The sequence below is a fragment of the Pseudomonas sp. F(2018) genome, assembly GCF_005508865.1.
GTDB lineage: Bacteria > Pseudomonadota > Gammaproteobacteria > Pseudomonadales > Pseudomonadaceae > Aquipseudomonas.
Genome location: NZ_SCOM01000002.1, coordinates 343,710 through 366,638, shown reverse-complemented (window position 1 = coordinate 366,638; position 22,929 = coordinate 343,710). Strand labels below are relative to the sequence as shown.

Annotated in this window: 25 protein-coding genes; 17 read left to right on the top strand and 8 right to left on the bottom strand. The window is 65.3% G+C overall.

What is annotated here, in order from left to right:
• Positions 1–50: 50 nt before the first annotated feature.
• On the top strand, positions 51–227 hold the full coding sequence (locus tag FFS62_RS09745) for a PA3496 family putative envelope integrity protein (protein WP_137972625.1): 177 nt from the start codon (positions 51–53) through the stop codon (positions 225–227).
• Between the two features lie 40 nt (positions 228–267).
• Here FFS62_RS09745 and FFS62_RS09740 read toward each other — a convergent pair whose 3' ends face one another.
• The 4 genes from FFS62_RS09740 to FFS62_RS09725 all read right to left on the bottom strand — a co-directional run bounded on the left by FFS62_RS09740 (position 268) and on the right by FFS62_RS09725 (position 4,196).
• The gene (locus FFS62_RS09740) at positions 268–1,341 is read right to left on the bottom strand and encodes a sensor domain-containing diguanylate cyclase (protein ID WP_137972624.1); all 1,074 of its coding nucleotides are present in this window, start codon (positions 1,339–1,341) and stop codon (positions 268–270) included.
• A gap of 69 nt (positions 1,342–1,410) precedes the next feature.
• Complete coding sequence (gene gloA, locus FFS62_RS09735; RefSeq protein WP_137972623.1) at positions 1,411–1,803, bottom strand: lactoylglutathione lyase; 393 nt, start codon at positions 1,801–1,803, stop codon at positions 1,411–1,413.
• A gap of 91 nt (positions 1,804–1,894) precedes the next feature.
• The gene (locus tag FFS62_RS09730) at positions 1,895–3,112 is read right to left on the bottom strand and encodes an argininosuccinate synthase (protein WP_137972622.1); all 1,218 of its coding nucleotides are present in this window, start codon (positions 3,110–3,112) and stop codon (positions 1,895–1,897) included.
• A gap of 118 nt (positions 3,113–3,230) precedes the next feature.
• Positions 3,231–4,196: an OmpA family protein gene (locus FFS62_RS09725; protein WP_137972621.1), complete on the bottom strand. Its 966-nt coding sequence runs from the start codon at positions 4,194–4,196 to the stop codon at positions 3,231–3,233.
• A gap of 124 nt (positions 4,197–4,320) precedes the next feature.
• On the opposite strand from FFS62_RS09725, the gene pyrC reads away from it, so the two are divergent.
• From pyrC to FFS62_RS09710, 3 genes are all read left to right on the top strand, one after another.
• Positions 4,321–5,367: a dihydroorotase gene (gene pyrC / locus FFS62_RS09720; RefSeq protein WP_137972620.1), complete on the top strand. Its 1,047-nt coding sequence runs from the start codon at positions 4,321–4,323 to the stop codon at positions 5,365–5,367.
• Positions 5,364–6,038: a ribonuclease T gene (gene rnt / locus FFS62_RS09715; RefSeq protein ID WP_137972619.1), complete on the top strand. Its 675-nt coding sequence runs from the start codon at positions 5,364–5,366 to the stop codon at positions 6,036–6,038. Before pyrC ends, rnt begins: the two co-directional genes overlap by 4 nt.
• A 160-nt stretch (positions 6,039–6,198) precedes the next feature.
• Positions 6,199–6,417, top strand: a complete 219-nt coding sequence (locus tag FFS62_RS09710) for a bacterioferritin-associated ferredoxin (RefSeq protein ID WP_137972618.1) — start codon at positions 6,199–6,201, stop codon at positions 6,415–6,417.
• 62 nt (positions 6,418–6,479) lie between these two features.
• On the opposite strand, the gene FFS62_RS09705 is transcribed toward FFS62_RS09710, so the two are convergent.
• A complete protein-coding gene (locus tag FFS62_RS09705; RefSeq protein ID WP_137972617.1) occupies positions 6,480–7,085 on the bottom strand; it encodes a tRNA-(ms[2]io[6]A)-hydroxylase in 606 nt (201 codons plus the stop codon).
• A 174-nt stretch (positions 7,086–7,259) separates the two neighbouring features.
• Here FFS62_RS09705 and FFS62_RS09700 point away from each other — a divergent pair, with 174 nt between their 5' ends.
• Complete coding sequence (locus FFS62_RS09700) at positions 7,260–8,123, top strand: universal stress protein (protein WP_137972616.1); 864 nt, start codon at positions 7,260–7,262, stop codon at positions 8,121–8,123.
• A gap of 56 nt (positions 8,124–8,179) precedes the next feature.
• On the opposite strand, the gene FFS62_RS09695 is transcribed toward FFS62_RS09700, so the two are convergent.
• Complete coding sequence (locus FFS62_RS09695) at positions 8,180–8,656, bottom strand: DUF1289 domain-containing protein (protein ID WP_137972615.1); 477 nt, start codon at positions 8,654–8,656, stop codon at positions 8,180–8,182.
• Between the two features lie 450 nt (positions 8,657–9,106).
• Here FFS62_RS09695 and acnB point away from each other — a divergent pair, with 450 nt between their 5' ends.
• The 7 genes from acnB to alaC all read left to right on the top strand — a co-directional run bounded on the left by acnB (position 9,107) and on the right by alaC (position 17,279).
• Positions 9,107–11,716: a bifunctional aconitate hydratase 2/2-methylisocitrate dehydratase gene (gene acnB, locus FFS62_RS09690; protein WP_137972614.1), complete on the top strand. Its 2,610-nt coding sequence runs from the start codon at positions 9,107–9,109 to the stop codon at positions 11,714–11,716.
• Between the two features lie 120 nt (positions 11,717–11,836).
• A complete protein-coding gene (locus FFS62_RS09685) occupies positions 11,837–12,046 on the top strand; it encodes a YgdI/YgdR family lipoprotein (protein WP_137972613.1) in 210 nt (69 codons plus the stop codon).
• Between the two features lie 102 nt (positions 12,047–12,148).
• A complete protein-coding gene (locus FFS62_RS09680) occupies positions 12,149–12,358 on the top strand; it encodes a YgdI/YgdR family lipoprotein (protein WP_137972612.1) in 210 nt (69 codons plus the stop codon).
• 164 nt (positions 12,359–12,522) lie between these two features.
• The gene (locus FFS62_RS09675; protein ID WP_137972611.1) at positions 12,523–13,737 is read left to right on the top strand and encodes a CmpA/NrtA family ABC transporter substrate-binding protein; all 1,215 of its coding nucleotides are present in this window, start codon (positions 12,523–12,525) and stop codon (positions 13,735–13,737) included.
• Positions 13,738–13,757: 20 nt separating this feature from the next.
• On the top strand, positions 13,758–14,336 hold the full coding sequence (locus tag FFS62_RS09670; RefSeq protein ID WP_137972610.1) for an ANTAR domain-containing response regulator: 579 nt from the start codon (positions 13,758–13,760) through the stop codon (positions 14,334–14,336).
• A gap of 163 nt (positions 14,337–14,499) precedes the next feature.
• The gene (locus FFS62_RS09665; RefSeq protein ID WP_137972609.1) at positions 14,500–15,846 is read left to right on the top strand and encodes a pyridoxal-dependent decarboxylase; all 1,347 of its coding nucleotides are present in this window, start codon (positions 14,500–14,502) and stop codon (positions 15,844–15,846) included.
• 194 nt (positions 15,847–16,040) lie between these two features.
• Positions 16,041–17,279: an alanine transaminase gene (alaC, locus tag FFS62_RS09660; RefSeq protein ID WP_137972608.1), complete on the top strand. Its 1,239-nt coding sequence runs from the start codon at positions 16,041–16,043 to the stop codon at positions 17,277–17,279.
• 68 nt (positions 17,280–17,347) lie between these two features.
• On the opposite strand, the gene FFS62_RS09655 is transcribed toward alaC, so the two are convergent.
• Positions 17,348–17,734: a hypothetical protein gene (locus FFS62_RS09655; RefSeq protein ID WP_137972607.1), complete on the bottom strand. Its 387-nt coding sequence runs from the start codon at positions 17,732–17,734 to the stop codon at positions 17,348–17,350.
• 134 nt (positions 17,735–17,868) lie between these two features.
• On the opposite strand from FFS62_RS09655, the gene FFS62_RS09650 reads away from it, so the two are divergent.
• From FFS62_RS09650 to FFS62_RS09630, 5 genes are all read left to right on the top strand, one after another.
• Positions 17,869–18,180: a hypothetical protein gene (locus FFS62_RS09650; protein WP_061904031.1), complete on the top strand. Its 312-nt coding sequence runs from the start codon at positions 17,869–17,871 to the stop codon at positions 18,178–18,180.
• 361 nt (positions 18,181–18,541) lie between these two features.
• Positions 18,542–19,825, top strand: coding sequence for a CmpA/NrtA family ABC transporter substrate-binding protein (locus tag FFS62_RS09645; protein WP_137972606.1), 1,284 nt, complete (start codon positions 18,542–18,544; stop codon positions 19,823–19,825).
• 14 nt (positions 19,826–19,839) lie between these two features.
• Entirely contained in the window at positions 19,840–20,685 is an 846-nt protein-coding gene (gene ntrB / locus FFS62_RS09640) for a nitrate ABC transporter permease (protein WP_137972605.1), read from the top strand.
• A gap of 10 nt (positions 20,686–20,695) precedes the next feature.
• Positions 20,696–21,487 (top strand): ABC transporter ATP-binding protein, encoded by a 792-nt coding sequence (locus FFS62_RS09635; protein WP_137972604.1) that lies wholly within the window; start codon positions 20,696–20,698, stop codon positions 21,485–21,487.
• Between the two features lie 111 nt (positions 21,488–21,598).
• On the top strand, positions 21,599–21,973 hold the full coding sequence (locus tag FFS62_RS09630; RefSeq protein WP_137972603.1) for an MAPEG family protein: 375 nt from the start codon (positions 21,599–21,601) through the stop codon (positions 21,971–21,973).
• Here the strand turns inward: FFS62_RS09630 and FFS62_RS09625 are convergent.
• Entirely contained in the window at positions 21,945–22,808 is an 864-nt protein-coding gene (locus tag FFS62_RS09625; RefSeq protein ID WP_137972602.1) for an alpha/beta fold hydrolase, read from the bottom strand. The genes FFS62_RS09630 and FFS62_RS09625 overlap by 29 nt on opposite strands.
• Positions 22,809–22,929 lie beyond the last annotated feature (121 nt).

Sequence of the window (22,929 nt, the reverse complement as noted above, 5' to 3'; positions counted from 1 at the left end):
CTTTATCGCTATAAGGTGCGCCATCAGCATTCCGAAAGCTGGAGTGATACATGAGCACTGGCAAAGAAGAACTCGAAGATGACTTCGTCGCCGAAGAGGTGGAAGACAGCGGCGAGCGTACGGTGGAGGTCGCCAAGACCAATCTGACCAAGCGCCGCATCATCGACAACCTGCTCGATGAGCGACGCCTGCAGCGACAGTTGAACGACTACGATTACGACTTTTGAAGTCGGATCGAAAAAAGCCCCGCACTGCGGGGCTTTTTCGTTACTGATTGACCGCCAGCGGCCGGCGGCGCGCGCACTTGTTGGCATACATGGCCGTGTCCGCCTGTTGCAGCAAGGCGTCCAGGTCACTATTACCGCGCAGGGACGACTCGGCGAGCCCCACGCTCAGCGACAGAGGCCGCCCGGTACTGCGGCGGAACGCCTCCAGCGCGTGGTGCAGGCGCAGCAGCACCTCCTCGCTGCTGGTGTAGTCGCTGGCCAGTACCACGAACTCGTCCCCGCCCAGACGGGCGACCACATCGGTGCTGCGGAACAGCGAACGCAGCAGCTGCGCGGCATCGATCAGCATGGCGTCGCCGGCGGCATGGCCGAAGCGGTCGTTGGCCTGTTTCAGATAATCCAGATCGGCATACAGCAACAGGCAGCGCCCTCCGCGGCGACGCGCCGACTCCAGCTCGCGCTCGGCGAGCAGCAGGAAGCCGCGACGGTTGCGCAGCCCGGTCAGCTCGTCGGTCAGCGACAGCTGGCGCACCTCCGCCGCCATCCGCTCGCGCTCGCGCACCTCGGCCTGCAGGCGATGATTGACCTCCACCAGTTGCCCGGTGCGCTCCTCCACCCTGCGCTCCAGCTCGGAGTAGACCTGCACGTTCTCCAGGGCGATCGAAGTGGAATCGGCCAGCGCCTGCAGCAACTCGACCTGCTCGGCAGTGGCGGTATGCGGGCTGGCCCAGTAGTTGCCGATGGCGCCGATCGGGTCCAGGGTGCGGATCGGCACCATGACCAGGCTTTTGACGAAGGTCGGCCGGTAGGCCTCATGCGGGATGCGCGGGTCCAGGTAGATATCTGGAATCACCGTGGCCTGGCGGTTGAGCATGGCCCAACCGCTGATGCACAGGCTCATGGGGAAGCGCTGCCCCTTCCACAGGGGCGAAATGGCATCCTCGTCGCGATAGAAACACTGCTGTCCATCGCGCAGAACGAAGGTGGCGCCGTCGGCACCGGTCAGCTCGCGAGCCGCGTGACGGACGATCTCCGCCACCCGATCCACATCCCTCGCCATCGACAGCTCCTGCACAACCCGTATCAGGCGCAGCGCCTGGGGATCAGCCGTCATGGAACACCTCGATGGCCAGGCAAATGGCCATTGCTTTTGTAAGCTTTTACTTACAAAGCATAGCAGCTGTCAATCGTTGCGCTTGGGCGACAGCAGCTCGATTTTGTAGCCGTCCGGATCCTCGACGAAGGCCAGGATGCTGGTGCCGTGCTTCATCGGCCCCGGCTCGCGAGTGATCTTGCCGCCACGGGCGCGGATGTCCTCGCAGGCCTTGTAGACGTCTTCCACTTCCAGGGCGATGTGGCCGTAGCCTGTGCCCAGCTCGTAGCTGTCGACGCCCCAGTTGTAGGTCAGCTCGATCACACTGTTCTCGGCTTCGTTACCGTAGCCTACGAAGGCCAGGGTGAACTGGCCGTCCGGGTAGTCCTTGCGGCGCAGCAGGGTCATGCCCAGCACTTCGGTGTAGAAGGCGATGGAGCGATCCATGTCGCCGACGCGCAGCATGGTGTGCAGCAGTCTCATCAGGTTTTCCTCATCGTTGCCCTGGTGCGGGCTTATAAAAACAGAACCCCGGCTCATGGCCGGGGTTCGTTTGGCGCAGGGTTTCAGCTTATCAGAACAGCTTGCGGCCCTTGCCAGCGGCGATGCGCATACGCAGGGCGTTGAGCTTGATGAAGCCCGCCGCATCGGCCTGGTTGTAGGCGCCGCCGTCTTCCTCGAAGGTCGCGATGTTGGCGTCGAACAGCGAGTCGTCGGACTTGCGGCCAACCACGATGACGTTGCCCTTGTACAGCTTCAGGCGTACCACACCATTCACGTTGGTCTGCGAGGCGTCGATCATCTGCTGCAGCATCAGACGCTCCGGGCTCCACCAATAGCCGGTGTAGATCAGGCTGGCGTACTTGGGCATCAGCTCGTCTTTCAGGTGGGCCACTTCGCGGTCCAGGGTGATCGACTCGATGGCGCGGTGGGCGCGCAGCATGATGGTGCCGCCGGGGGTCTCGTAACAGCCGCGGGACTTCATGCCGACATAGCGGTTCTCGACGATGTCGAGGCGACCGATGCCGTTCTCGCCGCCGATGCGGTTCAGCTCGGCCAGCACGGCGGCCGGGGTCATGTCCTTGCCGTCGATGGCGACGATGTCGCCCTTGCGGTAGGTCAGCTCGATGTAGGTGGGGGTGTCCGGCGCCGCTTCCGGCGACTTGGTCCACTTCCACATGTCTTCTTCGTGCTCGGTCCAGGTGTCTTCCAGCACGCCGCCTTCATAGGAGATGTGCAGCAGGTTGGCATCCATGGAGTATGGCGACTTCTTCTTGCCGTGACGCTCGATCGGGATGGCGTGCTTCTCGGCGTAGTCCATCAGCTTCTCGCGGGACAGCAGGTCCCACTCGCGCCAGGGGGCGATCACTTTCACACCCGGCTTCAGCGCGTAGGCGCCCAGCTCGAAGCGCACCTGGTCATTGCCCTTGCCGGTAGCGCCGTGGGAGATGGCGTCGGCGCCGGTCTCGTTGGCGATCTCGATCAGGCGCTTGGCGATCAGCGGACGGGCGATGGAGGTACCCAGCAGGTACTCGCCTTCGTAGATGGTGTTGGCGCGGAACATCGGGTAGACGAAGTCGCGGACGAATTCTTCGCGCAGGTCGTCGATGTAGATTTCCTTGACGCCCATGGCCTGGGCCTTGGCGCGGGCCGGCTCGACCTCTTCGCCCTGGCCGAGGTCGGCGGTGAAGGTCACCACTTCGCAGTTATAGGTGTCTTGCAGCCACTTGAGGATCACCGAGGTGTCCAGGCCACCGGAATAGGCCAGAACTACCTTCTTAACGTCCGCCATGCCAATCAACTCCACGGGTTGTACGGAAAACCCGCGATTCTACCGGCCGTTCCGGCCGATTTACAGGGGCGCGACAGACACTAGCGACAAAGCGACAGTTTTATTTGTTGGCGCGACGTCAGGATTTCGCCGCGGGCGCCGCCGGAGCCTCTGCGGCGGGCGCCGGCTCGCTGGTAGCCGGCGGGGCGCTCGGCGCGGGCTCGGCTGGGGTTTCCGCTACCGGCTCGCGGGACAGGGTCATGGTCACCCGGCGGTTCTTCGCCCGATTGGCCTCGCCGCTGTTCTTCACCAGCGGATAGCGTTCGCCGTGGAAGCGCACGATGATCTGCTCGGCCGGTATGCCGCGCGACTTGAGGTACTCCTCCACCGCCACGGCGCGACGGCGTGAGGTGTCGCGGTTGGTCAGGCGGTTGCCGGAGTTGTCGGAATGGCCGTCGAGCTGGATGCGGTTGACGGTCGGATCGGCCTTGATGAAGTCGAGGATGATATCGATCTTGGCCTGGGCCAGCGGCTCCAGCGTGGTGCCACCGCCGGGGAAGCCCAGCTGGGTCTGGCGGATCTGGTCGAAGTTGACCGGCAGCAGGCCGACGGTGCACTTCAGATAGTCGTTGTAGGCCTGGTTGAACTTGATCGGCAACAGGCGCACTTCCAGGCTGTCGCCACCCTGCAGGGTGCGATGGCGCACCAGCGGGCTGCGTCCCTCCATCAAGCCGGTGAGCAGGCGCCCGGCCTGCTCCTGGTTGCTGTTGAACGGTACTTCGCCGCTGCCGATGCTCAACGCACCGAGATTGATGTCACCGCGCCCCGGCTGCCAGGGTGCCGCGGCGGCCAGCAGGGTCGCCGAGCCGGCACCCAGCCAGCGCTCGCGGGCCCTGAGGCGGAATGTGGCCTGCTCGCCGGCACGGCGGACGAACTCGCCGCTGCCGAAGTCGGCGATGGGCTGGCTCAGGCGGCATTCGAACTGGTCGCCCTCGACCGTCCACTCCACTTTCTCCATGCGCGTCTGGAAAGTGATGGCCGCAGCCGGCATGCACCAAGGCAGGCTGGCAAACAGGCTGAGCAGGAGGAAGCTGGGCTGGCGCAAGATCGGCTCCGTGGGGAGATACGGCTTTCAAAGCCCGTATCGGCCACGACAGCGGAAACTTGATAGGCCGTCTGGCCGGCAAAACTGGTAGCATTCGCCCACGTTTTACCTGCCGGGAATCCCCATGTCCGACCGCATTACCCTGCTGCGCCCAGACGACTGGCACATCCATCTGCGCGATGGTGCCGTCCTGCAGCACACCGTCCGCGATGTCGCGCGGACCTTCGCCCGCGCCATCATCATGCCCAACCTGGTGCCGCCGGTGCGCAACGCCGACGAGGCCAGTGCCTATCGCCAGCGCATTCTGGCGGCTCGTCCGGCCGGCAGCCGCTTCGAGCCGCTGATGGTGCTCTATCTCACCGACAAGACCAGCGCGGAAGACGTGCGCGCCGCCAAGGCCAGCGGCTTCGTGCATGCCGCCAAGCTGTACCCGGCCGGCGCCACCACCAACTCCGACTCCGGCGTGACCAGCATCGACAACATCTTCCACGTCCTGGAAGCCATGGCCGAAGTCGGCCTGCCGCTGCTGGTGCACGGCGAAGTGACCCGCGCCGAAGTCGACGTGTTCGATCGCGAGAAGCGTTTTATCGACGAGCACCTGACCCGTGTGGTCGAGCGCTTCCCGACGCTTAAAGTAGTGTTCGAGCACATCACCACCGGCGATGCCGCTGCGTTCGTCAAGGCCGCACCGGCCAATGTCGGCGCCACCATCACCGCTCATCACCTGCTGTACAACCGCAACCACATGCTGGTCGGCGGCATTCGCCCGCACTTCTATTGCCTGCCGATCCTCAAGCGCAACACCCATCAGGAAGCCCTGCTGGATGCGGCCACCAGCGGCAATCCGAAGTTCTTCCTCGGCACCGACTCGGCGCCGCACGCCAAGCACGCCAAGGAAGCCGCCTGCGGCTGCGCCGGCTGCTACACCGCGCACGCGGCCATCGAGCTGTATGCCGAGGCCTTCGAGCAGCGCAATGCGCTGGACAAGCTGGAGGGCTTCGCCAGCCAGTTCGGCCCGGACTTCTACGGCCTGCCGCGCAACACCGACCGCATCACCCTGGTGCGCGAGGAGTGGACCGGCCCGAGCGAACTGCCGCTGGGCGAGAACCTGGTGATCCCGCTGCGCGCCGGCGAGAAACTGCAATGGCGCCTGCTGGAGGATCAAGCGTGAGCGAAGACAATTTCGACGACGAACTCGACGGCAGCCTGCCCCCCGGCCCGCGCCACCCGATGGCCGCGCGCTTCCGTGGCTATCTGCCGGTGGTGGTGGACGTGGAGACCGGCGGCTTCAACAGCGCCACCGACGCCCTGCTGGAGATCGCGGCGACCACCATCGCCATGGACGAGGACGGCTTCCTCTACCCTGATCACACCCACTTCTTCCGCATCGAGCCCTTCGAGGGCGCCAATATCGAGGCGGCGGCGCTGGAGTTCACCGGCATCAAGCTCGACCACCCGCTGCGTCAGGCGGTGAGCGAGGAGCATGCGCTGAGCGAAATCTTCAAGGGCCTGCGCAAGTCGATCAAGGCCAATGGCTGCAAGCGCGCCATCCTGGTCGGCCACAACAGCAGCTTCGATCTCGGCTTCCTCAACGCCGCCGTGGCTCGCTGCGACCTAAAGCGCAACCCGTTCCACCCCTTCTCCAGCTTCGACACCGCCACCTTGGCCGGCCTCGCCTATGGCCAGACCGTGCTGGCCAAGGCCTGCCAGGCCGCCGGCATCGACTTCGACGGCAAGGAGGCGCACTCCGCGCGCTACGACACCGAGAAGACCGCCGAGCTGTTCTGCGGCATCGTCAATCGCTGGAAGGAAATGGGCGGCTGGGACGACTTCGATCAGTAGGCCCCGCGCAGCAGATGAAGACCCGGCCCCGGCCGGGTTTTTTATTGGGCAACGCGAAAACCCGGCAGGCGGGAAAAGCTGACATCAAGTTTTGACAAGCATTCTCATTAACATTAGTATCCGTCGCTAACAGCAACACCAACCCACTTCGAGCCTGTCCATGTACGTTTGCCTCTGCCAGGGTGTTACCGACGGTCAAATCCGCGAAGCCATCTACGAAGGCTGCTGCAGCTATCGCGACGTGCGCGAGAGCCTCGGCGTGGGCACCCAGTGCGGCAAGTGCGCCTGCCTGGCCAAGGAAGTGGTGCGCGACACGCTGAACGAAGTACAGAGCAGCCAGGCCGCCCTCGCCTGCCAGGCCAGCTTCGTCGCCGCCTGATCCTTTCGAATACGAAAAAGCCGGACCTCGAGTCCGGCTTTTTTATGCCCGCAAGATGACGATCATGCCTGCGGCACGCCGCTGTGGAAGCGGAACTCCTGGTCCGGCGACTCGATCAGCTCGCGCTCGGCCTCGCGCACCCGCTCGATCACTCGCGCCACGTCGACCTCATCGCCGTACTGGTAGGCCAGCTTGAGGTAGCCCTGAAAGTGCCGCGCCTCGGACTTCAGCAGGCCGCCGTAGAACTTGCCCAGTTCCTCGTCCAGGTGCGGCACCAGTGCCTCGAAGCGCTCGCAGCTGCGCGCCTCGATAAAGGCGCCCACGACGAGGGTGTCGACCAGCTTCTGCGGCTCATGGTTGCGCACCAGCTTGCGCAGGCCAGAGGCATAGCGCGACGCCGACACCGGGCGCAGTTCGATGCGCCGCTTCTTCATGATGCGCAGCACCTGCTCGTGATGTACCAGCTCCTCGCGGGCCAGGCGCGACATGAAATTGATGAGGTCCAGCTCCTGGCCGTACTTGGCCATCAGTGCCATGGCCGTGGAGGCCGCCTTGTACTCGTTGTTCTTGTGATCGATCAGCAGCGTTTCCTGATCGGCCAGGGCCGCCTGCACCCAGGCAGCGGGGGTGGGACAGGCGAGGAACTGATGGATTTCAGGCAGATTCACGGCGAACGATCCAGAGGTAACGGCAACGGCCAGTTGGCACCGGCAGCAAGGGCGGGCCATTATACGGATGAAGGCGCGCGGGGCCAGCCAGGCCGTGATGCAGGTCAAGACCGCCGCCAGCGGCCGCCTCTATAGTGGGCTGCATCAAAGCACTTCAAGCACAGGGAGACGCTCATGCAAGCCATACGCAGCATTCTGGTGGTGATGGACCCGCAGCAATCCGATGGCCTGGCGCTCAAGCGCGCCAAGCTGATCGCCGGAGTCACCCAGTCGCACCTGCACCTGCTGGTCTGCGACAAGAAGGGCGAGCACAGCGCCTACCTCACCGAGCACCAGGCCAGCCTGCAGCAGGAAGGCTACAGCGCCACCATCCAGCAGGCGTGGAATGACGGCCTCTACCAGACCATCGTCGCCGTGCAGCAGGCCGAGGGCTGTGGCCTGGTGATCAAGCAGCACGTGCCGGACAACCCGCTGAAGAAGGCCCTGCTCACCCCCGAGGACTGGAAGCTGCTGCGCTACTGCCCGAGCCCGGTGCTGATGGTCAAGACCGGCACACCCTGGACCGGCGGCGTCATTCTCGCCGCGGTCGACGTGGGTAACGGCGACTCCGAGCATCGCACTCTGCACTCCGGCATCGTCAGCAACGGCTACGACATCGCCCACCTGGCCAATGGCAGCCTGCATGTGATCAGCGCCCACCCCTCGCCGATGCTCTCGGCGGCCGACCCGACCTTCCAGCTCAAGGAAACCATCGAGGCGCGCTATCGCGAGCAGTGCAAGGCCTTCCAGGCCGAGTACGACGTCAGCAACGAGCGCCTGCACGTGGAAGAAGGCCCGGCCGACGTGCTGATCCCCTACACCGCGCACAAGCTCGGCGCGGTGGTCACAGTGATCGGCACCGTGGCCCGTACCGGCCTCTCCGGCGCGTTGATCGGCAACACCGCGGAAGTGGTGCTGGACGCCCTGGAGAGCGACGTGTTGGTGCTCAAGCCGGACGACATCATCGCCCACCTGGAAGAGCTGGTCGCCCAGCGCTAATCACCGCGCAAACGAAAAAGCCGCCCGAGGGCGGCTTTTTCATGGTTCGAAATGCCTCAGACGCGGCTTTCCACGCCCTCGCGCAAGAAGCGCGGTGCAATGTAGCGCTCGTAGTGCGCCTCGGAGAGCAGGAAGAACTCGCGATCGATGGCCTCGCGCAGCGCCGGCAGCTCCCAGTCGCGGAACTCCGGCAGCAGGGCCAGGCCATAGGCGTCCAGACGGCTGATGAGGCGCGAAGCGCGGGCGATCAGCTGGTAGGCCCAGCAATACTCGGACTGCTCGGGCACGAAGCGCACTTGGTGCTGCTCCAGCTGCGCGCGCAGGCGTCCGGCGTCGAATACCTCCACCTTGCCCTGCATTACCTGCACCAGCAGCACCTCTAGGCGCCGCCATACGGCCCGCTTCTCGTCGTCGTTGTAGGCGTTCCAGTTCACCACTTCGTGGTGGAAGCGCTTGCAGCCGCGGCACACCAGGTCGCCATAGACGGTGGAACAGAGGCCGACGCAGGGCGTCTTGATGCGTTGATTGGACATATGAGGCAGGTGCGGCGCGGCGAAACAGGCCGCTCATGATAGCGGCTCACCCTGGCAGGGTCATCATGACCGCCCAGACCTTTGTCGACTTACCAGACAAACGACGGGCAGTAGCCTAAGAGGCCGATTGGATCGGGGTTTGCGCTTAACTTTGGCGTCCCGTTCCAGTAGAATCGGACCGCCTTTTTAGGCGCCGATGTCCGTCAGAAGCTGTTTTCAAAGCGTCACGAGCACAGTTGATCCGCCAGGAACGTCGTTGGCGCCGGGTTCAGTGAACCCTGCGCCAGCCCTCATCACTCCCGCTCCTGCGGCGTAAAACTTTGAAAGCAGCTTCTAGTATGAGGCTGTCGACACACCGGCCAGTGCACTCACAAAGTGCAGCGGCGCGGCGTGCGACGGTTTTAGGATGAGCGTTGCGGGCCGCCGCGACCACTGATGAGGGTAATAACTGTGCTTGAAGCCTATCGCAAACACGTAGAAGAGCGTGCCGCCCAAGGGATCGTTCCCCAGCCGCTGAACGCCGAGCAAACCGCAGGCCTGGTCGAGCTGCTGAAGAATCCCCCGGCTGGCGAAGAAGCCTTCCTCGTCGATCTGATCACCAACCGTGTTCCGCCAGGAGTGGACGAAGCCGCCTACGTCAAGGCCGGTTTCCTTTCCGCCGTGGCCAAGGGCGAAGCCAGCTCCCCGCTGATCAGCAAGCAACGCGCCGTTGAGCTGCTGGGCACCATGCAGGGCGGCTACAACATCGCCACCATGGTCGAGCTGCTGGACAACGCCGAGCTGGCCGAAGTCGCCGCCGAGCAACTCAAGCACACCCTGCTGATGTTCGACGCCTTCCACGACGTCGCCGAGCGCGCCAAGAAAGGCAACGCCAACGCCAAGGCTGTCATGCAGTCCTGGGCCGACGGCGAGTGGTTCGTCAACCGCCCTGCCGTTCCGGAAAAAGTCACCCTGACCGTGTTCAAGGTCACCGGCGAAACCAACACCGACGACCTGTCGCCGGCTCCGGACGCCTGGTCCCGCCCGGACATCCCGCTGCACGCCCTGGCCATGCTGAAGATGGCCCGCGACGGCATCAACCCGGACGCTCCCGGCACTGTCGGCCCGATCAAGCAGATGGAAGCCCTGAAAGCCAAAGGCTTCCCGGTTGCCTACGTCGGTGACGTGGTCGGTACCGGTTCCTCCCGTAAGTCCGCCACCAACTCGGTGCTGTGGTTCTTCGGCGACGACATCCCCAACGTGCCGAACAAGCGCGCAGGTGGTTTCTGCTTCGGCACCAAGATCGCCCCGATCTTCTACAACACCATGGAAGACGCCGGCGCCCTGCCGATCGAATTCGACTGCACCAACCTGGCCATGGGCGACGTCATCGACGTGTACCCGTACAAGGGCGAAGTGCGCCGTAACGGCAGCGACGAGCTGGTCACCAGCTTCCAGCTGAAGACCGACGTGCTGCTGGACGAAGTCCGCGCCGGCGGCCGTATCCCGCTGATCGTCGGCCGCGGCCTGACCGAGAAGGCCCGCGCCGAGCTGGGCCTGGCTCCGTCCACCCTGTTCAAGAAGCCGGTCGCTCCGGCTGACAGCGGCAAGGGCTTCACCCTGGCCCAGAAGATGGTCGGTCGCGCCTGCGGCCTGCAGGAAGGCCAAGGCGTACGCCCGGGCACCTACTGCGAGCCGAAGATGACCACCGTCGGCTCCCAGGACACCACCGGCCCGATGACCCGCGACGAGCTGAAAGACCTGGCTTGCCTGGGCTTCTCCGCCGACCTGGTGATGCAGTCCTTCTGCCACACCGCGGCCTATCCGAAGCCGATCGACGTCAACACCCACCACACCCTGCCGGACTTCATCATGACCCGCGGCGGCGTGTCCCTGCGTCCGGGCGACGGCATTATCCACAGCTGGCTGAACCGCATGCTGCTGCCGGATACCGTGGGTACCGGTGGTGACTCGCACACCCGCTTCCCGATGGGCATCTCCTTCCCGGCCGGTTCCGGCCTGGTGGCCTTCGCTGCCGCCACCGGCGTCATGCCGCTGGACATGCCGGAATCCGTACTGGTGCGCTTCAAGGGCAAGCTGCAACCGGGCATCACCCTGCGTGACCTGGTCCATGCCATCCCCTACTACGCCATCAAGCAGGGCCTGCTGACCGTCGAGAAGAAGGGCAAGATCAACGCCTTCTCCGGCCGCATCCTCGAGATCGAAGGTCTGGACGAGCTGACCGTTGAACAGGCCTTCGAGCTGTCCGACGCCTCGGCCGAGCGCTCCGCCGCCGGTTGCACCATCAAGCTGCCGGAAAAGGCCATCGCCGAGTACCTGCGCTCCAACATCACCATGCTGCGCTGGATGATCGGCGAAGGCTACGGCGATGCCCGTACCCTGGAGCGTCGCGCCCAGGCCATGGAAGCCTGGCTGGCCAACCCGCAACTGCTGGAAGCCGACAAGGACGCCGAGTACGCCGAGATCATCGAGATCGACCTGGCCGACGTCAAAGAGCCGGTGCTCTGCGCGCCGAACGACCCGGACGATGCCCGTCTGCTGTCCACCGTCGCCGGTGAGAAGATCGACGAAGTGTTCATCGGCTCGTGCATGACCAACATCGGTCACTTCCGCGCTGCCGGTAAGCTGCTGGACAAGGTCAAGGGCGGCATTCCGACCCGTCTGTGGCTGGCTCCGCCGACCAAGATGGACGCCCACCAGCTGACCGAGGAAGGCTACTACGGCATCTACGGCAAGGCCGGTGCGCGCATGGAAATGCCGGGCTGCTCGCTGTGCATGGGTAACCAGGCTCGCGTACAGACCGGTTCGACCGTGGTTTCCACCTCGACCCGTAACTTCCCGAACCGCCTGGGCGACGCCACCAACGTGTACCTGGCCTCTGCCGAACTGGCAGCGGTCGCTTCGATCACCGGCAAGCTGCCGACCGTCGAGGAGTACATGGAGTACGCGAAGAACATCGACAGCATGGCTGCCGACGTTTACCGCTACCTGAGCTTCGATCAGATCGCCGAGTTCCGCGAAGCGGCTGCCAACGCCAAGATCCCGGCCGTACAGATCTAAGCGTCAGCGCAATGAGAAAGCCCCGCCCAGTGCGGGGCTTTTTTTATGGAGCGAAACCGGGAGTGCCGTGGTCGGAACTTCTGAAGCCCCTCGCGGGCACCCTTTCAGAAGGAGTTCACCATGAAACCCTGGATTCTTGCCCTGCTCTGCGTGTTCGGCCTCACCGGCTGCGCCACCGACTACATCATCGCCACCACCGACGGCCAGATGCTCAGTTCCGAGGACAAGCCGGAGATCGACGATGAAACCGGCCTGATCACCTACGAGGACGCCGAAGGCAACGAGCAGCAGATCCCGCAGAGCTCGGTGAAGCAGATCATCGAACGCTGACCAGGCGCGGCCCGCTTCGGCGGGCCGCGACCTTTCGCGCACTTGCCAGAGGCAGCGCAACGGGAATAGCGTGACGGTACTGCCCTCACTCAGGAGTACCTCATGAAACATTGGCTTCTCGCGCTCTTCTGTCTTGCCGCGCTCACCGGCTGCGCCAGCGAATACCTGCTGGTCACCACCGACGGCCAGATCCTCACCAGCGATGGCAAACCCGAGCTGGACGACGACACCGGCATGTACGAATTCGAAGACAGCGAAGGTCGCGAGCAACACATTCCGCAGAACCAGATCAAGCAGATGATGGAACGCTGAAAGCGTCCTTTCCGCTGCGCCCGTCGTGCTGGCATATGGCTTGCTAAGCCATATGCAGCAGAGTCCCTCCAACGGCGGAGTGACTCACAGACAATGGCGTCGCTCCCGGCCACCCCCGTGATGGCCAGGTGCGGCGCCTTTTTGTTCAACGGCGGAACAAAGATATGACCGATACCAGCAACACCCGTAGCGATGCCCTGGCCTGGGTCGTCGGCAGCGACGCCCCGGAGAAGAGCGCCCTGAACCTGGGCTTCATGGCCCTGACCGACTCGGCATCGCTGATAGTCGCCGCGACGCAAGGCTTCGCCCAGCCCTACGGCCTGACCCTCAACCTGCAGCGCCAGGCCTCCTGGGCCGGCCTGCGCGATCGCCTGCTGAGCGGCGAGCTGGACGCCGCCCAGGCCCTGTATGGCCAGGTCTACGGCATCCATCTGGGCCTCGGCGGCAGCGCCACCGAGATGGCCATCCTCATGGGCCTGTGCCAGAACGGCCAGGCGCTCAACCTCTCGCAGCCGCTCAAGCAGGCCGGCGTGACCAGCGGCGAGGCACTGGCCGCACGCGTGCGCCAAGGTGGTGCAAAGCTGACATTCGCCCAGACCTTCCCCACCGGCACCCACGCCATGTGGCTGTACTACTGGCTGGCCGCCCAGGGCATCCACCCGCTGGACGACGTCAACACCGTGGTGGTGCCGCCCTCGCAGATGGTCGCCCACCTTCGCGCCGCGCGTATCGACGGCTTCTGCGCCGGCGGCCCCTGGGGCGCGTTGGCGGTGGAGGAAGACCAGGGCTTCACCCTGGCCACCAGCCAGAACATCTGGGCCGACCACCCGGAGAAGGTGCTCGGCGTCACCCGCGAATTCGTCGAGCAGTACCCCAACACCGCGCGCGCCCTGACCATGGCCGTGCTGGAGGCCAGCCGCTTCATCGACGAGAGCGAGGAGAACAAGCGCAGTACCGCCCAGCTGATCAGCAGCAGCGAGTACGTCGACGCGCCGTTGTCGGCCATCCAGCCGCGCTTCCTCGGCCAATACGAAGACGGCCTAGGCCACGCCTGGCTGGACGCCCATCCGCTGCGCTTCTTCGCCGACGGCGCGGTGAACATGCCTTGGCTGTCCGACGGCATCTGGTTCCTCACCCAGTTCCGCCGCTGGGGCTTGCTCAAGGAAGATCCGGACTACTTCTGCCTGGCCCAGCGGATTCACCAGCTGGATATTTACCGCAGCGCCGCCGAGGCCCTGGGCATCGCTGTGCCGGAGCACCCCATGCGCCGCTCCACCCTGCTCGACGGCAGCATCTGGGATGGCAGCGACCCGGCCGGCTACGCCCGCTCGTTCGCCATCCATGCGCGCGCCGACAGCGCCGCCGCCATCGCCCTGTAACGGACCGAGACATAAGCACGATGCTACGCATACTCCTGATCAACGATACCCCGAAGAAGGTCGGCCGCCTGAAGAGCGCCCTGATCGAGGCCGGTTTCGAGGTGATCGACGAATCCGGGCTGACCATCGACCTGCCCGAGCGGGTCGAGGCGGTACGCCCCGATGTCGTGCTGATCGACACCGAATCTCCGGGCCGCGACGTGATGGAACAGGTGGTGCTGGTGACCCGCGACCAGCCGCGGCCGATCGTCATGTTCACCGACGAGCACGACCCGCAGGTGATGCGCCAGGCCATCCAGTCCGGCGTCAGCGCCTACATAGTCGAAGGCATCCAGGCCGACCGCCTGCAGCCGATCCTCGACGTGGCCATGGCCCGCTTCGAGAGCGACCAGGCCCTGCGCGCACAGCTGCAGGCCCGCGACGAGCAGCTGGCCGAGCGCAAGCGCATCGAATTGGCCAAGGGCCTGCTGATGAAGATGAAGAGCTGCAACGAGGAAGACGCCTACACCCTGATGCGCCGCCAGGCCATGAGCCGCCAGCAGAAGCTGATCCAGGTGGCCGAGCAGATCATCGCGATGCACGACATGCTGGGCAATTGAACTAGCCGGCGCCGCAACTGTACTGCCCGCAAAGGCAACTGTATCGGTTCACTCAAGCATTACCGCTGCACTGTAACGCTCAACTCGGCCGGCGCCTGTATCTGCCGGCCCGCTGTGCCACTCGGCTAGGGTAGAACGCATCTTCCCCCGCCGAGTACGCACCATGAACGAACGCCAGCTGCTGGCCGAGGCCGACCGCCGCGCCCTCGCCTATTTCGACGGCAGCGCCCAGCGCCGGGTGTATCCCGATGACCAGGCCATCGCCGCCCTGAGCGCCTTCGACCAGCCCCTGCCCGAGTCCGGCCAGGACGCCCAACGCGTGCTACAGCAGCTCGACGAACTGGGCTCACCGGCCACGGTGACCAGCAACGGCCCGCGTTACTTCGGCTTCGTCATCGGCGCCACCCTGCCGACCGCCGCGGCCGCCGAGCGCATGGTGCTGGCCTGGGACCAGTGCGCCTCGTCTTTCGACAACTCGCCCATCGCCGATCGCCTGGAAAAGGTTGCCGGCCGCTGGGTGTGCCAGGCGCTGGGCCTGCCGAGCGAGAGCGCCGTGGGCTTCGGCACCAGCGCCACCGCCTGCACCCTCGCCTGCCTCTCCGCCGCGCGCCGCAAGCTGCTGGCGCGCCAGGGCTGGGACTTCGACGCCGACGGCCTGATGGGCGCCCCGGAGATCCGCGTGGTGCTCTCCGAGACCGCGCACATCACGGTGAAGAAGGCCCTGCGCGTGCTCGGCTTCGGCATGAACCGCCTGCACTACGCGCCGGTGGACGAGCACGGGCGCATCGACCCGGCGCGCCTGCCGGCGCTGGACGAGCGCACCCTGCTGATCCTCCAGGCCGGCGAGGTCAACACCGGCGAGTTCGACCGCTTCGCCGAGCTGATCCCCAAGACCCGAGAGGCCGGCGCCTGGGTGCATGTCGACGGCGCCTTTGGCCTGTGGGCACGTGCCTCCTCTTCAGCCCATCTGGCCGAGGGCGTGGAACAGGCCGATAGCTGGACCACCGATGGCCACAAGTGGCTGAACACCCCTTATGACAGCGCCATGGCCATCTGCCGCGACGCCGATGCGCTGGCCGCGGCGATGAACAGCGACGCCGCCTACGCCACGGCAAGCAAGGACGCGCAGAAGAACCTGACCCTGGAATTCTCTCGCCGCGCCCGTGGCGTGGCGATCTGGGCGGCCCTAACCAGCCTGGGCCGCGATGGTCTGCGCGAGATGATCGACCGCCATATCCGCCAGGCCGGCGAGCTGGCCGAAACCCTGCGCGCTGGTGGCTACCAAGTGCTCAACCGCGTGGTGCTCAACCAGGTGCTGGTACGCGGCGACTCGGATGAGCAGACGGCCGCCATCCGCGAGGCGGCGCAAAACTCTGGCGAGGTCTGGTTCGGCCCCACCGTCTGGCAGGGGCGTCCGGCCTTTCGCCTGAGCCTCAGTTCCTGGCGCACCGAGGATCGGCACGTCCACGCCCTGGCGGAACTGCTGTTGCGCCTGAAACGACAGCTCTGAGCCGCTCGCCGCAGCGCGCAAGCGCTGCGCCATCGGCCGGGGCGTGGCGCCGGAAGCCATCGACTGCACCGCTCATTTGCCGGCGAACTGCTCTGGACAGCGGTGGGCCAGGCCCCTTATCTTCACCCCAGGCCACACGCATGTGGCCTGCGTCGCTCGGACGGTTCCGGGCGCTTACGTACTTCGAGGAAAGCATGGCTGACAATGCCAAGCGCCGCTTTGCGCGCATCGATCGTCTCCCCCCCTACGTTTTCAACATCACCGCCGAACTGAAGATGGCCGCACGCCGCCGTGGCGAGGACATCATCGACTTCAGCATGGGCAATCCGGACGGCGCCACCCCGCCGCACATTGTCGAGAAGCTGGTGCAGGTCGCCCAGCGCGAAGACACCCACGGCTACTCCACTTCCCGCGGCATTCCACGCCTGCGCCGCGCCATCTCGCGCTGGTACAAGGATCGCTATGAGGTGGAGATCGATCCGGAAAGCGAAGCCATCGTCACCATCGGCTCCAAGGAAGGCCTGGCGCACCTGATGCTGGCCACCCTGGACCATGGCGACACCGTGCTGGTGCCCAACCCCAGCTACCCGATCCATATCTATGGCGCGGTGATCGCCGGCGCCCAGGTGCGCTCGGTGCCATTGGTGCCCGGCGTGGACTTCTTCGCCGAACTGGAGCGGGCCATTCGCGAGGCCATTCCCAAGCCGAAGATGATGATCCTCGGCTTCCCCTCCAACCCCACCGCCCAGTGCGTGGAGCTGGACTTCTTCGAACGGGTGGTGGCGCTGGCCAAGCAGTACGACGTGCTTGTGATCCACGACCTGGCCTACGCCGATATCGTCTACGACGGCTGGAAAGCCCCGTCGATCATGCAGGTTCCGGGCGCCAAGGACATCGCGGTGGAGTTCTTCACCCTGTCCAAGAGCTACAACATGGCCGGTTGGCGCATCGGCTTCATGGTCGGTAATAAAGAGCTGGTCAGCGCCCTGGCGCGGATCAAGAGCTACCACGACTACGGCACCTTCACTCCATTGCAGGTGGCCGCCATCGCCGCCCTGGAAGGCGACCAGCAGTGCGTGCGCGACATCGCCGAGCAGTACCGCCAGCGCCGCAACATGCTGGTCAAGGGCCTGCACGAGGCCGGCTGGATGGTGGATAAGCCCAAGGCCTCCATGTACATCTGGGCCAAGATTCCCGAGCCATACGCCCACCTGGGTTCGCTGGAGTTCGCCAAGAAGCTGCTGCTGGAGGCCAAGGTCTGCGTCTCGCCGGGCCTGGGCTTTGGTGACTACGGTGACGACCATGTGCGCTTCGCCCTGATCGAGAACCAGGACCGCACCCGTCAGGCCATCCGCGGGATCAAGGCGATGTTCCGTGCCGATGGTCTGCTGCAGCCGCCAGCGGCCAAACCGCGCAAGGCCCAGATCGACTGAGCCGAGCGCCATGCAAAAGGCCCCGCCGGAGATTTCCGTCGGGGCCTTTTCATATCAGCCGCTTTCCATCAACCGGAGTAATCCAGCGCGGTCCAGGCGCGGCCAAGGCCGCTGGCGATCATGCATCCCGGCCGCTCCAGGGACTGGTCGCTGCTCTGTGCCAGACGGGTCACTTCGCCCTCGCCGTCGCGCTCGGTCAGCCATTGCAGGCGCCCGCAGTTGGGCGTGTCGATCACGTAGCTGGCGGCGATCAGCGAGTTCTGCCCCGGCAGACGGACCACATCAAGCACCCTGCCCGCCTCTTCCACCCGTTTGCCGTCGCGCACCAGCACGGCCCAGGCCTCGCCGCCCTCGATTACCAGATACGCACCATTGGCCCTGGGTTGCTCCAACTGCGGCTGGGCGCAGCCCGCCAGCAAGGCCAACAGCAGAATTGTCATCAGCTTGTGGTGCATATAGGCAGCTCCTGTCACGGCTCCGGTTTCGGTGATCCATACGACACTTGAGCTGTACTATTATCCAGTAGTGTTTATTTGTACAGTACTTTTCGTTTACTCTTTCGCGGCCACGGAACCCAAGGAGATCGACCATGCTGGACGTACTGCAGCTGAAGAACAAAGTGAACCAGATGCCGCTGGAGAGCATCCGCGCCACGGTGGACGAGCTGCGCCTGGAAGGCCTGGTCACCGGCAGCAAGACCCCGTTCAAGCGCGTGCACTTCAACACCTGCTTCGCCGAGATCGAGGCCCTGCTGCAGCGCGCCGGCTATCACCGTCAGGTCGATGTGGTGGGCTACCAGGGCCAGGCCTATGCGTTGTTCGATCCCGGCCGCTGGGAGGCGGTGGAAGTGCTGCGCTGGCTCAAGGAATATGTCGAGGAAGCTCAGCGCCAGCGCGTCTGAAACGCCCTCCGCTCGAACCAAAAGCGCTCACGCCCGTGCGACTGCTCTCGCACGGTGCAGAATGGACGCCTGCGGACCGCCCCAACCCAGCCTGTCGAACGGCCCACCGATCTCGGCTAAGCCGCTGATTCGCAAGCCTTCTTCTATCATCCTGTAGCAGTAGATCGCTGAGTGCGACGACACTTTGCCTGCGCCTGGCGAAAACCTGGCAAGGCCCTTGCAAATGTCCCCGCAGATTCCAGCGCAGCACACCAACGGCGGTGAGCCGCGGATCACGGACAACGGCGTCCGTCAGGGCTCCCTCCCCCATCGGGAGCTCTGGCGTACGCCGTTTTTATTTGCCCATGCAAGGAATTACCCCATGAGTGATCGTGATTCGAAGAAGCCCGTCGATAGCAGCCGTCGCAACTTCCTCAAGCAGTCCATCGCCGTTGCCGGCACCGTCGGCGGTATCGCCGCCCTCGGCCTGTCCGCCCCCGGCTTCCTGCGCAGCGCCGCCTACGCCGCCGGCTCCGATGCACCGGAAAAAGCCGCGCTGAAGATCGGCTTCATCCCGCTGACCGACTGCGCCTCGGTGGTGGTCGCCGCCACCCAGGGCTTCGCTGCCAAATACGGCCTGACCATCACCCCGAGCAAGGAAGCCTCCTGGGCCGGCGTGCGCGACAAGCTCAACACTGGCGAGCTGGATGCCTCCCACGTGCTGTACGGCATGATGTACAGCTCCCAGCTCGGCCTGGCCGGCCCGCAGAAGGACATGGCGGTGCTCATGGGCCTGAACCAGAACGGCCAGGCCATCACCCTTTCCAAGCAGCTCAAGGAAGCCGGCGTCACCACCGGCGAGCAGCTGGCCGCACATATCAAGAAGGGCGGCAGCCCGCTGACCTTCGCCCAGACCTTCCCCACCGGCACCCATGCCATGTGGCTGTACTACTGGCTGGCCAGCCACGGCATCAACCCCTTCACCGACGTCAAGACCATCACCGTGCCGCCGCCCCAAATGGTGGCCAACATGCGCGTCGGCAACATGGACGGCTTCTGCGTCGGCGAGCCCTGGGGCGCGCGGGCGATCTTCGACAAGATCGGCTTCACCGCCACCACCACCCAGAAGATCTGGGCCGACCATCCGGAGAAGGTCCTCGGCTGCTCCCGCGAGTTCGTCGAGCAGAATCCCAACACCGCCCGCGCACTGGTCATGGCCATTCTCGACGCCAGCCGCTTCATCGAGGCCAGTGCGGAGAACAAGAAGTCCACGGCCAAGCTGATTTCCGGCAAGGCCTACGTCAACGCGCCGACCGAAGTGATCGAGCAGCGCTTCCTCGGCCACTACGAAGACGGCCTCGGCAACAGCTGGGAAGACTCGCACGCCATGGCCTTCTGCAAGAACGGCAGCGTCAACTTCCCCTACCACTCCGACGCCATGTGGTTCCTCACCCAGTTCAAGCGCTGGGGCCTGATCAAGGAAGAACCGGACTACGCCGGCCTGGCCGCTGCCGTGAACCAGACCAAGATCTACGCCGAGGCCGCCGGAGCCCTGGGCATCGCCGTGCCAAGCAGCCCGCTGCGCAGCAGCACTCTGATCGACGGCAAGGTGTGGGATGGCAGCAATCCGGCCGCCTACGCCGCCTCGTTCGCCATCAAAGCCTGAGTGTGGAGGTCGCCATGAACGCGCCACTGAAAACACCGCTACAAGCCTCGCCCAGCGTGGCGCCGCGCCAGGCCCTGCCTGGCGCGGAGGCGCTCGCCAGCCTGTTTAAGGCGGTGATTCCGCCCCTGCTCGGCATCGCCCTGTTCATCGGCGTGTGGGCGCTGATCGCCGCCCGCAGCGAAGGCCTGCCGGGCCCGCTGTCGACCTGGTATTCGGCGCTGGAGCTGTTCGCCGACCCGTTCTACGACAACGGCCCCAACGACATGGGCATCGGCTGGAACATCCTGCACTCGCTCGGCCGGGTCGGCCTGGGCTTCGGCCTGGCGGCGCTGATCGGCATTCCGCTGGGCTTCGCCATCGGCCGCTTCGCCTTCCTCGCCAGCATGCTCTCGCCGATCATCAGCCTGCTGCGCCCGGTATCACCGCTGGCCTGGCTGCCGATCGGCCTGCTGGTGTTCGAGGCTGCCGGCCCGGCGTCGATCTGGGTGATCTTCATCAGCTCGATCTGGCCGATCATCCTCAACACCGCCGCCGGCGTGGCCAGCGTGCCGCAGGACTACCTGAACGTGGCCCGCGTGCTCAAGCTGTCGGAGTTCAAGGTGCTCACCCGCATCCTCTTCCCCGCGGTGCTGCCGCACCTGATGACCGGCATCCGCCTGGCCATCGGCGTGGCCTGGCTGGTGATCGTCGCCGCGGAGATGCTCACCGGCGGCACCGGCCTGGGCTTCTGGGTGTGGGACGAGTGGAACAACCTCAACGTCGAACACATCCTCATCGCCATCATCATCGTCGGCCTGGTCGGCCTGGCCCTGGAGCAGGCCCTGCTCCTGCTGGCCAAGCGCTTCGACTACGCGAGCTAAGGAGACCGCCATGGACAAGTTCGTCGAGCTGACCGGCGTCAGCAAACACTTCGATACCAAGAAGGGCCGCTTCCAGGCCCTGGCCGACGTCAACCTGAGCATCGCCAAGGGCGAATTCGTCTCGCTGATCGGCCACTCCGGCTGCGGCAAGTCCACCGTGCTCAACCTGATCGCCGGCCTGCTGGAGGCCAGCGAGGGTGGGCTGATCTGCAACGGCCGCGAGATAGACGGCCCCGGCCCGGAGCGCGCCGTGGTGTTCCAGAACCACAGCCTGCTGCCCTGGATGACCTGCTTCGGCAACGTCCACCTGGCCGTGGAGCGGGTGTTCGGCGCCAAGGAGAGCAAGGCCCAGCTCAAGGAACGCACCAGCGCGGCGCTGCACATGGTCGGCCTCGACCATGCCAGCCACAAGCACCCCAACGAGATCTCCGGCGGCATGAAGCAGCGCGTCGGCATCGCCCGCGCCCTGGCCATGGAGCCCAAGGTGCTGCTGATGGACGAGCCCTTCGGCGCGCTGGACGCCCTGACCCGCGCGCACCTGCAGGACGAGCTGCTGCGCATCGTCGGCCAGACCCACAGCACCGTGGTGATGGTGACCCACGACGTGGACGAGGCGGTGCTGCTGTCGGATCGCATCGTGATGATGACCAACGGCCCGGCGGCGACCATCGGCGATATCGTCCAGGTCGAGCTGCAGCGCCCGCGCGACCGCCTGGCCCTGGCCAACGACGCTCGCTATCACGAGTACCGCACCGCGGTGCTGGAATTCCTCTACCAGCGCCAGCAACGTCCCGCGGCCTGAGCCGCGCAACCCGACGAGCCCGGCCGATGCCGGGCTTTGTCGTTTCTACCCCTTCTCCAGCGGTGCGGCAGGGCCTAGGCTGGCGGTACAACGACAACAAGGGGAACCACCATGCTCTACAGCGTCTATATCGCCGCCATCCTGGCACTGCTGCTGATCGGCCTGTCGCTCAATATCTCGCGCCTGCGCATGCGCCATCAGGTGGCCTTCGGCGACGGCGGCAAGCCCGACCTGATCAAGGCCGTGCGCGCCCACGGCAACAGCCTGGAGCAGTCGGTGCTGTTCATCGTTCTGCTCTACCTGGGCGAGGCGACCGGGCAGATCGGCGGGCCGCTGACCGCCGCCCTCGGCTTCGCCTTCATCATGCTGCGCCTGCTGTACTGCACCGGTCTGTTCACCCGCATCCTGCTGTTACGCCAGGCCAGCCACGCGCTGACCATGCTGGTGCTACTGGCCGTTACCCTGCTTCTGCTGATTCCGCACTGAAGCCCTGCAAGCGCCGCAGCCAGCCGTCGACACAGTCGACCACACTCTGCGGCGCCTTCAGCCAGGCGCTGTGCGGGTTCTCTTGCGGCGGGCGCGGCGACGCCAGCTGCTCGATATGCGGCTGTGCCTGGATCAGCTCGGCCAGGCCCAGGGTGGAGGCCGGCGGGGCGAACTGGTCGCCCTCCATCTGGATATACAGCGATGCCACCCGGCTGCGCGGCGCCGGCGCCAGCGGCAGGCCCAGGTGGCGATAGTGGCCACTGAAGGCCACCCAGCCCCAGTCCTGCATCAGCGAGCGCGCCTCGTGACCGCCGAAGCCCAGGCGCCGCCCCGGCAGATAGCCGAGCACATTGACGATCAGGCCGAACAGCAGCGCCACGCTGGGCGTGAGCAGCTTGCCCAGGCCGCTCCAGTGGCGATAGTGGATGTTGCCGCAGGCCACGCCCACCACCGGCACCGGGCTGTCCGGATGGGCCGCGGCGTAGAGCGTGGCGATGTGGCCACCCAGGCTATGCCCGAGCAGCACCGGCGCGGCCTGGGGGAAATGGCGCCGGGCTAGGACGATCAGCTTGGGCAGAAACTCTTCCACCAGCTGCCGGTAGCCGTAGTCGAAACGCCGATTGGGCCGCGGCTGGCTTTCGCCCTGCCCCGGCCAGTCGGCCACCAGCACGTTGTACCCGGTCGCCACCAGGCGCTGGGCCAGGCCCTCGTACTTGCGCGCGGTAACGCCCAGCGCCGGCAGCACCACCAGGGTGTGCGCGGCCGCGGGATCGGCGCAATAGAGGGTGACCGGGCAATGGAACTTACCATCGGCGAACTGCACGGCATCGACCATGGTTTTTCTCCTGCGTGTGTTGCGGCGAATCTAGAGCAACTACTCTAGAAACTCCATAAGCCAAATCGCAGGCAAAAAGAAGCCGCGAGATCGCGGCGGGGAAAGTAGTCGGAAAGCAGCA

Coding starts and splice junctions, on each gene's coding strand:
- FFS62_RS09745 (WP_137972625.1), top strand. CDS start 51: ATGAGCACTGGCAAAGAAGAACTCGAAGATGACTTCGTCGCCGAAGAG.
- FFS62_RS09740 (WP_137972624.1), bottom strand. CDS start 1,341: ATGACGGCTGATCCCCAGGCGCTGCGCCTGATACGGGTTGTGCAGGAG.
- gloA (WP_137972623.1), bottom strand. CDS start 1,803: ATGAGACTGCTGCACACCATGCTGCGCGTCGGCGACATGGATCGCTCC.
- FFS62_RS09730 (WP_137972622.1), bottom strand. CDS start 3,112: ATGGCGGACGTTAAGAAGGTAGTTCTGGCCTATTCCGGTGGCCTGGAC.
- pyrC (WP_137972620.1), top strand. CDS start 4,321: ATGTCCGACCGCATTACCCTGCTGCGCCCAGACGACTGGCACATCCAT.
- FFS62_RS09710 (WP_137972618.1), top strand. CDS start 6,199: ATGTACGTTTGCCTCTGCCAGGGTGTTACCGACGGTCAAATCCGCGAA.
- FFS62_RS09700 (WP_137972616.1), top strand. CDS start 7,260: ATGCAAGCCATACGCAGCATTCTGGTGGTGATGGACCCGCAGCAATCC.
- FFS62_RS09695 (WP_137972615.1), bottom strand. CDS start 8,656: ATGTCCAATCAACGCATCAAGACGCCCTGCGTCGGCCTCTGTTCCACC.
- FFS62_RS09685 (WP_137972613.1), top strand. CDS start 11,837: ATGAAACCCTGGATTCTTGCCCTGCTCTGCGTGTTCGGCCTCACCGGC.
- FFS62_RS09680 (WP_137972612.1), top strand. CDS start 12,149: ATGAAACATTGGCTTCTCGCGCTCTTCTGTCTTGCCGCGCTCACCGGC.
- FFS62_RS09675 (WP_137972611.1), top strand. CDS start 12,523: ATGACCGATACCAGCAACACCCGTAGCGATGCCCTGGCCTGGGTCGTC.
- FFS62_RS09670 (WP_137972610.1), top strand. CDS start 13,758: ATGCTACGCATACTCCTGATCAACGATACCCCGAAGAAGGTCGGCCGC.
- FFS62_RS09665 (WP_137972609.1), top strand. CDS start 14,500: ATGAACGAACGCCAGCTGCTGGCCGAGGCCGACCGCCGCGCCCTCGCC.
- alaC (WP_137972608.1), top strand. CDS start 16,041: ATGGCTGACAATGCCAAGCGCCGCTTTGCGCGCATCGATCGTCTCCCC.
- FFS62_RS09655 (WP_137972607.1), bottom strand. CDS start 17,734: ATGCACCACAAGCTGATGACAATTCTGCTGTTGGCCTTGCTGGCGGGC.
- FFS62_RS09650 (WP_061904031.1), top strand. CDS start 17,869: ATGCTGGACGTACTGCAGCTGAAGAACAAAGTGAACCAGATGCCGCTG.
- FFS62_RS09645 (WP_137972606.1), top strand. CDS start 18,542: ATGAGTGATCGTGATTCGAAGAAGCCCGTCGATAGCAGCCGTCGCAAC.
- ntrB (WP_137972605.1), top strand. CDS start 19,840: ATGAACGCGCCACTGAAAACACCGCTACAAGCCTCGCCCAGCGTGGCG.
- FFS62_RS09635 (WP_137972604.1), top strand. CDS start 20,696: ATGGACAAGTTCGTCGAGCTGACCGGCGTCAGCAAACACTTCGATACC.
- FFS62_RS09630 (WP_137972603.1), top strand. CDS start 21,599: ATGCTCTACAGCGTCTATATCGCCGCCATCCTGGCACTGCTGCTGATC.
- FFS62_RS09625 (WP_137972602.1), bottom strand. CDS start 22,808: ATGGTCGATGCCGTGCAGTTCGCCGATGGTAAGTTCCATTGCCCGGTC.